The sequence below is a fragment of the Ectopseudomonas composti genome, from assembly GCF_900115475.1.
GTDB lineage: Bacteria > Pseudomonadota > Gammaproteobacteria > Pseudomonadales > Pseudomonadaceae > Aquipseudomonas > Aquipseudomonas composti.
Genome location: NZ_FOWP01000002.1, coordinates 205204 through 216603, shown reverse-complemented (window position 1 = coordinate 216603; position 11400 = coordinate 205204). Strand labels below are relative to the sequence as shown.

Here is an 11400-nt window from a genome sequence, read left to right as displayed (position 1 = left end):
TCTAACCGCATTGCCCCCTAGCCCGGATGAAATCCGGGGGGCGAATTTCCCGGATTTCATCCGGGCTAGGGCTAGCGCAAGGCGGCCGCGTGGTGGCGCAGGTGATCGTCGATGAAACTGGCGATGAAGTAGTAGCTATGGTCATAGCCCGGCTGCATACGCAGCGTCAACGGATGGCCGGCTGCCTTGGCCGCGGCCTGCAGCACCTGCGGTTTGAGCTGGCCTTCGAGGAAGTCGTCACGATCACCCTGATCGACCAGGATCGGCAGCTGCTCGCTCGCCTCGGCAATCAGCACGCTGGCATCCCACTCGCGCCAGCGCGAGCGCTCCTCGCCCAGGTACAGCGAGAACGCCTTCTCGCCCCAGGGGCAGTTCATCGGGGTACTGATTGGCGAGAACGCCGACACCGACTGATAACGCCCCGGATTCTTCAGCGCGCAGATCAGCGCACCGTGGCCGCCCATGGAATGACCGGCGACGCCACGCTTGTCCGACACGGGGAAATTGGCCTCGATCAACGCCGGCAGCTCCTGCACCACGTAGTCATACATGCGGTAGTGACGGGCGAAGGGCTCTTGAGTGGCATTGAGGTAAAAGCCAGCGCCAAGACCGAAGTCATAGGCGCCATTGGCATCATCGGCCACACCTTCGCCACGCGGGCTGGTGTCGGGCGCGACGATGATCAGCCCGAGCTCGGCGGCCATGCGCTGGGCACCGGCCTTCTGCATGAAGTTCTCATCGGTACAGGTCAGGCCGCTCAGCCAGTACAGCACCGGCAGCTTGGCGCCCTGCTCGGCCTGCGGCGGCAGGTAGACAGCAAATACCATGTCGCAGTTGAGACTGTTGGAGCGATGGCGATAGCGCTTGTGCCAGCCGCCAAAGCTTTTATTGCTGGATACGATCTCTAGAGTCATCACGATCTCCGTAGGGTGCGCCGTGCGCACCGCTGGATCCTGGTGCGCACAGCGCACCCTACAGGGGAACGCCGAAGCGCCGCGCCTATTCACTTAGTAATGGATGACGGTACGGATACTCTTGCCTTCATGCATCAGGTCGAAGGCTTCGTTGATCTCGTCCAGGCCCATGGTGTGGGTGATGAAGGTATCCAGCGGAATTTCGCCGCGCTGCGACTTTTCCACGTAGCTCGGCAGCTCGGTACGGCCTTTCACGCCACCGAATGCGCTGCCGCGCCAAACACGGCCGGTCACCAGCTGGAACGGACGGGTGCTGATCTCCTGGCCGGCACCGGCCACGCCGATGATCACGCTCTCACCCCAGCCCTTATGGGCGCATTCCAGCGCAGCACGCATCAGCTGTACGTTGCCGACGCATTCGAAGCTGTAGTCCACGCCGCCGTCGGTCATCTCGATGATCACGTCCTGGATCGGCTTGTCATGATCCTTCGGATTGACGAAATCGGTCGCACCCAGCTCACGGGCCACGTCGAACTTGGCCGGGTTGATGTCGATGGCGATGATGCGCGAGGCCTTGGCCATCTTGGCGCCGATGATCGCTGCCAGGCCGATACCGCCCAGACCGAAGATGGCCACGGTGGCGCCCTCTTCCACCTTGGCAGTGTTGAGCACGGCGCCGATGCCGGTGGTCACGCCGCAGCCGAGCAGGCAGACCTTTTCCAGCGGTGCATCCTTGGGAATGACCGCCAGGGATACTTCCGGCAACACGGTGTACTCGGAGAAAGTCGAGCAACCCATGTAGTGGTAGATCGGCTCACCGTTGTAGCTGAAGCGCGTGGTGCCATCAGGCATCAGGCCTTTGCCTTGTGTCGCGCGTACCGAGCTGCACAGGTTGGTCTTGCCGGAGAGGCAGAATTTGCACGTGCGGCATTCGGCGGTGTACAGCGGGATCACGTGATCACCAACAGCTACCGAGGTGACGCCCTCGCCAATGGCTTCGACGATACCGCCGCCCTCATGACCCAGGATCGACGGGAACACCCCTTCGGAGTCGGCGCCGGAGAGGGTGTAGGCGTCGGTGTGGCACACGCCGGTAGCGACAATACGTACCAGCACTTCACCGGCCTTGGGCGGCTCGACGTCCACTTCGACGATCTTCAGGGGCTCGTTCGGGGCGAAGGCAACGGCAGCACGGGACTTGATCATGCGGATTCTCCAGTCGGTTGGACGATAGCCATGCAGTCTATTTGAACTAGCGAAAGAGATAATCCGCCCGAATGAAAAACATTATTGCCATACAGGGATAATGATCGAAGAATACGTAGGATGATCACATCGAGATTTCCCGGATTGCATCCGGGCTACGACAGGGAGCAAGCATGAATCGCTGGGAAGGCCTGGACGAGTTCGTCGCCGTCGCCGAGTGCGGCCAGTTCAGTGCTGCCGCTGAACGACTGGGGCTGTCGACCTCTCAGGTCAGTCGCCAGGTGGCGCGCCTGGAAGACCGCTTGCAAAGCAGGCTGTTCTACCGCAGCACACGCCGCGTGGCCCTGACCGAAGCCGGCCAGCTGTTCCTGCAGCATTGCCAGCGCCTGCAAGATGCGCGTGAAGAAGCCCTGCGGGCGGTCGGTGATCTCGGCGCGGAACCCAAGGGGCTGCTACGCATGACCTGCGCCGTGGCGTACGGCGAGCGCTTCATCGTGCCGCTGGTCAATGACTTCATGGCGCTGCATCCGCAGTTGCGCGTAGAAATTGAACTGTCCAACCGCCAGCTCGATCTGCTGCACGACGGCCTGGATCTGGCCATCCGCCTGGGGCGCCTGCAAGACTCGCGCTTGATGGCGGCACGCCTGGCGCCCCGCGAGATGTACCTGTGCGCAGCCCCCGAGTACCTGCAGCGCTATGGCCGCCCCCATTCGCTGTCGGAGCTGGCGCGGCACAATTGCCTGATCGGCAGCAGCGAGGCCTGGAGCTTCGCCGAGAACGGTCGAGAGACTCAGATTCGGGTACAGGGCAACTGGCGCTGCAACAGCGGCCAGGCCGTGCTCGATGCAGCGCTACGCGGTTTCGGCCTGTGCCAGTTGCCCGACTACTATGTACTCGAACACCTGCGTTGCGGGCGACTGGTCTCCCTGCTGGAGCAGCATCGCCCACCCAATACCGCAGTTTGGGCGCTCTATCCGCAGCAACGTCATCTATCGCCCAAGGTTCGTCAGTTGATCGATGCCCTGCGCCAAGGCCTGAGCCAACGCGCCGAATACATCGACCCTGCCTGACGTGCTGTAACAACCTTGTCGCCGACCTGAACAGTCATGGAATGTCACAAGCCGGCGCGAAACTTGAGCGAGAAGACCGCGTCACAACCCATGCACCCCGTCCAAACGGGGCCTCACGAACTCAGCTACATGAGGACATGGTTATGCAGGTTCTGGTCAACAGTGGTAAGCACGTCACCTCCTCGATTGACTTCAAGGACGACATTAGCGGTCGCGTCCGAGACAAGCTCCAGCGCTACGAGGACCACCTCACCCGCATCGAAATTCATCTTTCCGACGAGAACGCGCTCAAGAACGGCCCACAGGACAAGCGCTGCAAGGTCGAGGCACGGATGAAGGGACGTGATCCGCTGACGGTTTCCCACGATGCCAGCGAACTGCAGCAGGCGATCGACGGCGCCATGAACAAGCTGACCAACGCACTGGACCGCAACCTGGGCAAAGATGCCAAACGCTGGACGCACTGATGCCGAGGATCGCTCAGCGACTCTCGCGCCAGATACGCTTTAGATAATGCAGGTCTTCCGGGCGGGTGACCTTGAGGTTATCCGCTCGGCCCTCGATCAGACGAGGCGACTGCCCTGTCCACTCCATGGCCGAGGCTTCATCGGTCACTGCCACGCCTTGTTCCAACGCTTGCGCCAGCGCCTCGCGCAGGGCGCCAAGACGGAACATCTGCGGCGTGTAAGCTTGCCAGATCGCACTACGATCAATCGTCTCCGCCACCCGGCCATCGCACCCGGCACGCTTGAGGGTATCGCGCGCCGGCACCGCCAACAGGCCGCCCACCGGATCATCGGCCAGGCTCTCCAGCAGGCGATCCAGGTCCTCAGGGGCAAGGTTGGGACGCGCGGCGTCGTGCACCAGCACCCAGTCATCGCAATCGGCACCGCCGGCCAGCAATGACTCCAGCCCGGCCAGCACCGAATCGGCACGCTCACGCCCGCCAGGCGCCCGGCGGATACGCGGATCACTGGCCAGAGGTAATTGCGGCCAGAACGGGTCATCCACAGCAACGCACACCGTAGCCCCCAACAGGCCTGGATGATCGAGAAAACAATGCAGGGTGTGCTCGAGAATGCAGTGACCGGCGATCTGCAGGTACTGCTTGGGGCGGTCGGCGGCCATGCGCGCACCAACGCCAGCAGCCGGAATCACCAGCCAGAATTTCGTGGTCATTCGGTCAGCAGATAGAGGGTTTCACCCTCTTTGAGCATGCCCAGCTCCTGACGCGCACGCTCTTCCACGGTTTCCATACCGCGCTTGAGCTCCATCACCTCAGCCTCGAGGATACGGTTACGCTCCAGCAGGCGTTCGTTCTCGCCCTGCTGCTCGGCAATTTGCTGCTGCAAACGGCTCACCTGAGCAAGACTGCCCTCGCCGACCCACAGGCGATACTGCAGCCCGGCCAGCAACAGGATCAGCACGACGAACAGCCAATACGGACTACGCATGGAGCGACTCGCAGATTGAGTAATCGGCATGGTAGGGGCTGCGTTCATGCTTGAAAAGAAGCCGGCTGATGAGTGACATGGGATTTCAGTACCTGCATCCGTGCAAAGGTTCCAAGAGACCGATAAAACGCACTGCGGGTTCGCAGTGGTAGGGTGCGCCGTGCGCACCAGCAATCCGCCATCGACGCTGGTGCGCAGGGCGCACCCTACTAAGCAGCCATCGCCTACAAAAAAGGGCGACTCGCGTCGCCCTTTTCCGTCACGCGAAAATTAGCCGCGGAACTCGGCACGGCCCTTGTACGGAGCCTTGCCTGCCAGTTGCTCTTCAATGCGCAGCAGCTGGTTGTACTTGGAAACGCGGTCAGAACGGCACAGCGAGCCGGTCTTGATCTGACCAGCGGCAGTACCGACAGCCAGGTCGGCGATGGTGCTGTCTTCGGTTTCGCCGCTGCGGTGCGAGATCACGGCAGTGAAGCCGGCAGCCTTGGCCATCTGGATGGCTTCCAGGGTCTCGGTCAGCGAACCGATCTGGTTGAACTTGATCAGGATCGAGTTGCCGATCTTCTCGTCGATACCGCGCTTGAGGATCTTGGTGTTGGTCACGAACAGGTCGTCGCCAACCAGCTGTACCTTCTCGCCGATCTTATCGGTCAGGACTTTCCAGCCAGCCCAATCAGACTCGTCCATGCCATCTTCGATGGAGATGATCGGGTAACGCTCGGTCAGACCGGCCAGGTAGTCGGCGAAGCCTTCAGCGCTGAACACCTTGCCCTCACCTTCCAGGTCGTACTTGCCGTCCTTGAAGAATTCGCTGGAGGCGCAGTCCAGGGCCAGCGTCACGTCGTCACCCAGCGTGTAGCTGGCGTTGGCAACGGCTTCGGCGATGGCGGCCAGGGCGTCTTCGTTGGAGGCCAGGTTCGGTGCGAAACCACCTTCGTCACCGACGGCAGTGTTCAGGCCACGGGCCTTGAGCACGGCTTTGAGATGATGGAAGATCTCGGCGCCCATGCGCAGAGCATCGGCGAAGTTCTTGGCGCCAACCGGCTGCACCATGAACTCCTGGATGTCGACGTTGTTATCGGCGTGCTCGCCGCCGTTGATGATGTTCATCATCGGGACCGGCATGGAGTAGACGCCCGGGGTGCCATTCAGGTCGGCGATGTGCGCGTACAGCGGTACGCCTTTTGCCTGGGCAGCGGCCTTGGCGGCAGCCAGGGACACGGCGAGGATGGCATTGGCGCCCAGAGTCGCCTTGTTTTCGGTGCCATCGAGCTCGATCATCGCGCGATCCAGGGCTTTCTGGTCGACAGCGTCTTTGCCCAGCAGCAGGTCACGGATCGGACCATTGATGTTGCCGACGGCTTTTAGCACGCCCTTGCCCAGGTAACGGCTCTTGTCGCCGTCACGCAGTTCCAGCGCTTCACGCGAGCCGGTGGAGGCACCGGACGGAGCGCACGCGCTGCCGACGATACCGCCTTCCAGAATTACATCCGCTTCCACGGTGGGGTTACCGCGGGAGTCGAGAACCTCACGACCCTTGATGTCGACGATCTTTGCCATTCTTGATAACGCTCCAAAGGTTGACGATAAGACGGCAGCAGCAGGCTGCACTGGGCCGCCGCTGCCCAACCAAGGGCAGATCGACGGCTCACTCTGACTCACGGGTCAGGGGGATTTTTCTCGGGCGGCACTTTACCGGATTACGACCGGATCAGGCAGTCTCGATTGGCGGAAAACTCTTGATCAGGTCATCCAACTGCTTGAGCTGGGTGAGGAACGGCTCCAGCTTGTTCAGGCGCAGGGCGCAGGGGCCGTCGCATTTGGCGTTTTCCGGATCCGGGTGCGCTTCGAGGAACAGGCCCGCAAGGCCCTGGCTCATACCGGCCTTGGCCAAATCGGTGACCTGGGCACGGCGGCCGCCAGCAGAGTCGGCGCGACCACCCGGCATCTGCAGGGCATGGGTCACGTCGAAGAACACCGGGTACTCGAACTGCTTCATGATGCCGAAGCCGAGCATGTCCACCACCAGGTTGTTGTAACCGAAGGAGGAACCACGCTCGCAGAGGATCAACTGATCGTTACCGGCCTCTTCGCATTTGGTCAGGATGTGCTTCATTTCCTGCGGGGCGAGAAACTGCGCCTTCTTGATGTTGATCACCGCGCTGGTCTTGGCCATGGCCACCACCAGGTCGGTCTGCCGCGACAGGAAGGCCGGCAACTGGATGATGTCGCAGACTTCGGCCACGGCAGCCGCCTGGTGCGGCTCGTGGACGTCAGTGATCACCGGCACGCCGAAGGTCTTCTTCACTTCCTCGAAGATCTTCATGCCCTCTTCCAGGCCAGGGCCACGGAAAGAGGTGACGGAGGAACGGTTGGCCTTGTCGAAGCTGGCCTTGAACACGTAGGGAATGCCGAGCTTCTCGGTCACCCGTACGTACTCCTCGCAGGCCTGCATGGCCAGGTCGCGCGACTCGAGCACATTGATGCCACCGAACAGCACGAACGGCTTGTCGTTGGCGATCTCGATGCCGCGAACCTTGATGATCTTCTGTGCCATGCTTTAAGCCTTCTTCGCTTTCTGCGCCAGCGCAGCATTGACGAAACCGCTGAACAGCGGGTGACCGTCACGCGGCGTGGAGGTGAATTCCGGGTGGAACTGGCAGGCGACGAACCACGGATGGTTCGGTGCCTCGACCACTTCGACCAACGCACCATCGCCGGAACGACCAGTGACCTTGAGGCCGGCGTCGGTCAGTTTCGGCAGCAGGTTGTTATTCACCTCATAGCGATGACGGTGACGCTCGACGATCACGTCCTTGCCGTAGCAGTCGTGTACCAGCGAACCGGCTTGCAGCTGGCAGTCCTGGGCGCCGAGGCGCATGGTACCGCCGAGATCGGAGCTCTCACTGCGCTGTTCGGTGGCGCCAGTCGCATCCTGCCATTCGGTAATCAGACCAACCACCGGATGAGCGCTGGCCATGTCGAACTCGGAAGAGTTGGCGTCGGTCCAGCCCACGACGTTACGGGCATACTCGATCACCGCCACCTGCATGCCGAGGCAGATACCCAGGTAGGGAATCTTGTTCTCGCGGGCATACTGCACGGTCTTGATCTTGCCTTCCACGCCACGCAGACCGAAGCCGCCCGGCACCAGAATGGCATCGACACCTTCGAGCAGCGCAGTGCCCTGATTCTCGATGTCTTCGGAATCGATATAACGCAAGTTGACCTTGGTGCGGTTCTGGATGCCAGCGTGGCTCATCGCTTCGATCAGCGACTTGTACGCATCGAGCAGTTCCATGTACTTGCCGACCATGGCGATGGTGACTTCGTTTTCCGGGTTGAGCTTGGCATCGACGACGCGATCCCACTCGGACAGGTCGGCGCCGCCGCACTCCAGGCCGAAACGCTCGACGACGAAGTCATCCAGGCCCTGAGCATGCAGCACGCCCGGAATCTTGTAGATGGTGTCGACGTCTTCCAGGCTGATCACCGCACGCTCTTCAACGTTGGTGAACAGGGCGATCTTGCGGCGCGAGGAGACATCGATCGGATGGTCGGAACGGCACACCAGCACGTCCGGCTGCAGACCGATGGAGCGCAGCTCCTTGACCGAATGCTGAGTCGGCTTGGTCTTGGTCTCACCAGCGGTGGCGATGTACGGCACTAGGGTCAGGTGCATCAGCATGGCGCGCTTGGCACCCACTTCCACGCGCAGTTGACGGATCGCCTCGAGGAATGGCTGCGACTCGATATCGCCGACGGTGCCGCCGATTTCCACCAGGGCCACGTCGGCATCGCCGGCACCTTTGATGATGCGACGTTTGATTTCGTCGGTGATGTGCGGAATGACCTGGATGGTCGCACCCAGGTAATCACCACGGCGCTCTTTGCGCAGCACGTCTTCATAGACGCGACCAGTGGTGAAGTTGTTGCTCTTGCTCATCGTGGTGCGGATGAAGCGCTCGTAATGGCCCAGATCAAGGTCGGTCTCGGCGCCGTCGTGGGTGACGAACACCTCACCGTGCTGGAACGGGCTCATGGTGCCCGGATCGACGTTGATGTAAGGGTCCAGCTTGAGCATCGTGACCTTCAGGCCCCGCGCCTCCAGGATGGCCGCCAGTGAAGCCGAGGCGATGCCTTTCCCCAATGAAGAAACAACACCACCCGTGACGAAGATGTAGCGCGTCATGAAAAACCCTAGAAGTCTGCGTTTAAGCGGTCAGTGCCGCCGGGGAAAGCGAAGGAGCGCCATCAGTAAGAACAATGGCAAGCTCGCCAAGCTCCCTGAGGGAGTCGGCAAAAGCTGTAGTAAGACGGGAGCGTAGTCTACCCGAAACGCCTTACCAGCTCAAACCTTGCGCGCCGATAGGCGGCGACCAGTGCAGGCGCGCTTCGCAGGCCTCTACTCCTGGCGACTGAGTCAGATTCGCCACCGCCACCAGCTCCTCAGCATCGAACAGCAGCGGCAGGCGCGGGCGTACAAATGCCGGCACACGCATTTCATTGAGCAGGCGTTTGAGATCACGCCTGCCGCGCCCCGGCACCTGCAGCGACTCACCGCCTTGGCGATAGCGCAAATGCCAGCGACCATGCGGCAGCTCGCCCAGTACCTGCACGCGACCGTTGCCAGGAAGCTCCGCAGATTCGCGGAATGCCGCACAAGGCAGATCGATCATCGTCAATGGATTCAGCCACTCACCACTGAGCCACCAGAGCCGACCATCGGCACGATGCAGCTCACCATCGGCAAGCCTCCAGATCGGTGTCGCATCCACGACAGCATCACGCAGATCACACCAGCCAGCCCAGTGATCGCTATCGGGCATGCGGGTCAGCGGCGCCAACCAATACCGCAGCAGATTGCGCTGGCGCGCATCACTCAGAGCGCTCAGCGCCGATAGATCCAGAGACTGCAGAGGCAGCCAGGGACATGCAGAAACACCACGAGCAGCCACCAGGTCCATCTCGGCCAGCTCATCGAGCAACTGCTGGGCCTCGCCCAGGTGCCTGGCGCTGCGCTCAAGGCTTGCAGTGACCTGCGGCCAGCGCCCTGCAAGCAGCGGCATAACCTGTCTGCGCAGGAAATTGCGACTGAAACGCTCATCGGCATTGCTTGGGTCTTCGATCCAGGCAATGCCATGACTCAGCGCATATTCATGCAACTCGGCTCGAGAGCTGTCGAGCAACGGCCGCAACAGACTGCCCTGCCCCAGCGGCCGACTGGCCGGCATGGCTGCCAGCCCGCGCACACCAGCGCCACGCAACAGACGAAACAGCAGAGTTTCGGCCTGATCGTCGCGATGCTGGGCACTGAGCAGAACGTCGCCCACGCCCAGCCGCTCAGCGAACACCTCATAACGCGCGTTCCGCGCAGCCTGTTCGAGACTGGCACCAGGCGCGACCTGAACCCTCACGACCTCCAGAGCGATACCCAGTTGCACGCAAACGCGCGCGCAATGCTCGGGCCAGGCGTCGGCCGCCGCCTGCAGGCCATGATGGACATGAATGGCGGAAATCGGCGGCAGATCTTCGCTGCGCGCCCAGTCAGCGAGCAGGTGCAGCAGTACGCTGGAATCCAGGCCACCAGAAAAGGCAATACGCCAGGCAGGAGCCGCTCGCCAGGGCTGCAAGGCCTGGCGCAGGCGAAGATCGAGAGCTGTCATCATTCAAGCTTAAACAACAACGGGCCCGAAGGCCCGTTGAGATGCACGCAGAACGAACTCAGGCGATGCCGTAGCTCATCAGACGCTCATAGCGGCGCTTGAGCAGCGCCTCGGTATCGTGCTTCTGCAGGCTGGCCAGTTGCTTGATCAGCTCCTGACGAATCGACTCGGAAGCCGCAGCCGGATCACGATGAGCACCGCCCAGCGGCTCGCCGATCACCTGATCGACGATACCCAGATCCTTCAGGCGCTCGGCAGTGATACCCATGGCCTCAGCAGCATCCGGAGCCTTCTCGGCAGTACGCCAGAGAATCGAGGCGCAGCCTTCCGGCGAAATCACCGCATAGGTGGAATACTGCAGCATGTTCAGCTGGTCGCAGACGCCGATGGCCAGTGCGCCGCCGGAACCACCCTCACCGATCACAGTGGCAATGATCGGTGTCTTCAGGCGCGCCATGACGCGCAGGTTCCAGGCGATGGCCTCGCTCTGGCCACGCTCCTCGGCATCGATACCCGGATAAGCGCCGGGGGTGTCGATGAAGGTGAAGATCGGCATCTTGAAGCGCTCAGCCATTTCCATCAGGCGGCAGGCTTTGCGATAGCCCTCAGGACGCGGCATGCCGAAGTTGCGGCGCACCTTCTCACGCACTTCACGACCCTTCTGGTGACCAATGATCATCACCGGCTGCTCACCCAGGCGAGCCACGCCGCCGACGATGGCGGCGTCATCGGAGAAGTGACGATCACCGTGCAACTCGTCGAACTCAGTGAAGATGTGCTGGATGTAATCCAGGGTGTACGGGCGGCGCGGATGGCGAGCCAGCTGAGCGATCTGCCAACTGCTCAGGTTGCCGAAGATGCTCTCGGTCAGAGCGCTGCTCTTGTCCTGCAGGCGGGCAATCTCGTCGCCGATATTCAGCGAGTTGTCGTTACCAACCAGGCGGAGCTCTTCGATCTTGGCTTGCAGGTCGGCGATCGGCTGTTCGAAATCGAGGAAATTCGGGTTCATAGTCATCCGTCTTGCGTCGACGGCCAAGTGGCCGGGGAGCTTGTATCCATTAGGCGCCCTACCTTAAGGGATAGGACGCAG

Annotated in this window: 11 protein-coding genes; 2 read left to right on the top strand and 9 right to left on the bottom strand. The window is 61.6% G+C overall.

The window, feature by feature from the left end; genetic code table 11:
• Positions 1-71: 71 nt before the first annotated feature.
• Complete coding sequence (fghA, locus tag BM059_RS04665) at positions 72-914, bottom strand: S-formylglutathione hydrolase (RefSeq protein ID WP_074937052.1); 843 nt, start codon at positions 912-914, stop codon at positions 72-74.
• A gap of 93 nt (positions 915-1007) precedes the next feature.
• Complete coding sequence (locus tag BM059_RS04660) at positions 1008-2120, bottom strand: S-(hydroxymethyl)glutathione dehydrogenase/class III alcohol dehydrogenase (protein WP_074937050.1); 1113 nt, start codon at positions 2118-2120, stop codon at positions 1008-1010.
• 173 nt (positions 2121-2293) lie between these two features.
• Between BM059_RS04660 and BM059_RS04655 the strand changes: the two genes are divergently transcribed.
• Together BM059_RS04655 and BM059_RS04650 are read left to right on the top strand one after the other, a co-directional pair.
• Positions 2294-3190, top strand: coding sequence for a LysR family transcriptional regulator (locus BM059_RS04655; RefSeq protein ID WP_036998518.1), 897 nt, complete (start codon positions 2294-2296; stop codon positions 3188-3190).
• Positions 3191-3333: 143 nt separating this feature from the next.
• On the top strand, positions 3334-3657 hold the full coding sequence (locus BM059_RS04650) for an HPF/RaiA family ribosome-associated protein (protein WP_074937048.1): 324 nt from the start codon (positions 3334-3336) through the stop codon (positions 3655-3657).
• Between the two features lie 13 nt (positions 3658-3670).
• Here the strand turns inward: BM059_RS04650 and ispD are convergent, their stop codons facing one another.
• The 7 genes from ispD to BM059_RS04615 form a co-directional block, all read right to left on the bottom strand.
• Positions 3671-4369, bottom strand: a complete 699-nt coding sequence (gene ispD / locus BM059_RS04645) for a 2-C-methyl-D-erythritol 4-phosphate cytidylyltransferase (RefSeq protein WP_074937046.1) — start codon at positions 4367-4369, stop codon at positions 3671-3673.
• Positions 4366-4644, bottom strand: a complete 279-nt coding sequence (gene ftsB / locus BM059_RS04640; RefSeq protein ID WP_036998521.1) for a cell division protein FtsB — start codon at positions 4642-4644, stop codon at positions 4366-4368. The genes ispD and ftsB overlap by 4 nt, the downstream gene beginning before the upstream one ends.
• Positions 4645-4914: 270 nt before the next feature.
• A complete protein-coding gene (gene eno, locus BM059_RS04635; RefSeq protein ID WP_074937044.1) occupies positions 4915-6204 on the bottom strand; it encodes a phosphopyruvate hydratase in 1290 nt (429 codons plus the stop codon).
• A gap of 151 nt (positions 6205-6355) precedes the next feature.
• On the bottom strand, positions 6356-7201 hold the full coding sequence (kdsA, locus tag BM059_RS04630; protein WP_074937041.1) for a 3-deoxy-8-phosphooctulonate synthase: 846 nt from the start codon (positions 7199-7201) through the stop codon (positions 6356-6358).
• 3 nt (positions 7202-7204) lie between these two features.
• The gene (locus BM059_RS04625) at positions 7205-8836 is read right to left on the bottom strand and encodes a CTP synthase (RefSeq protein WP_036998525.1); all 1632 of its coding nucleotides are present in this window, start codon (positions 8834-8836) and stop codon (positions 7205-7207) included.
• A 151-nt stretch (positions 8837-8987) separates the two neighbouring features.
• Positions 8988-10310: a tRNA lysidine(34) synthetase TilS gene (gene tilS, locus BM059_RS04620; RefSeq protein WP_074937040.1), complete on the bottom strand. Its 1323-nt coding sequence runs from the start codon at positions 10308-10310 to the stop codon at positions 8988-8990.
• Between the two features lie 58 nt (positions 10311-10368).
• Positions 10369-11319: an acetyl-CoA carboxylase carboxyltransferase subunit alpha gene (locus BM059_RS04615; protein ID WP_074937038.1), complete on the bottom strand. Its 951-nt coding sequence runs from the start codon at positions 11317-11319 to the stop codon at positions 10369-10371.
• Between the last annotated feature and the right edge of the window lie 81 nt (positions 11320-11400).

Coding starts and splice junctions, on each gene's coding strand:
- BM059_RS04655 (WP_036998518.1), top strand. CDS start 2,294: ATGAATCGCTGGGAAGGCCTGGACGAGTTCGTCGCCGTCGCCGAGTGC.
- BM059_RS04650 (WP_074937048.1), top strand. CDS start 3,334: ATGCAGGTTCTGGTCAACAGTGGTAAGCACGTCACCTCCTCGATTGAC.
- BM059_RS04615 (WP_074937038.1), bottom strand. CDS start 11,319: ATGAACCCGAATTTCCTCGATTTCGAACAGCCGATCGCCGACCTGCAA.
- BM059_RS04625 (WP_036998525.1), bottom strand. CDS start 8,836: ATGACGCGCTACATCTTCGTCACGGGTGGTGTTGTTTCTTCATTGGGG.
- tilS (WP_074937040.1), bottom strand. CDS start 10,310: ATGACAGCTCTCGATCTTCGCCTGCGCCAGGCCTTGCAGCCCTGGCGA.
- ispD (WP_074937046.1), bottom strand. CDS start 4,369: ATGACCACGAAATTCTGGCTGGTGATTCCGGCTGCTGGCGTTGGTGCG.
- BM059_RS04660 (WP_074937050.1), bottom strand. CDS start 2,120: ATGATCAAGTCCCGTGCTGCCGTTGCCTTCGCCCCGAACGAGCCCCTG.
- kdsA (WP_074937041.1), bottom strand. CDS start 7,201: ATGGCACAGAAGATCATCAAGGTTCGCGGCATCGAGATCGCCAACGAC.
- ftsB (WP_036998521.1), bottom strand. CDS start 4,644: ATGCGTAGTCCGTATTGGCTGTTCGTCGTGCTGATCCTGTTGCTGGCC.
- fghA (WP_074937052.1), bottom strand. CDS start 914: ATGACTCTAGAGATCGTATCCAGCAATAAAAGCTTTGGCGGCTGGCAC.
- eno (WP_074937044.1), bottom strand. CDS start 6,204: ATGGCAAAGATCGTCGACATCAAGGGTCGTGAGGTTCTCGACTCCCGC.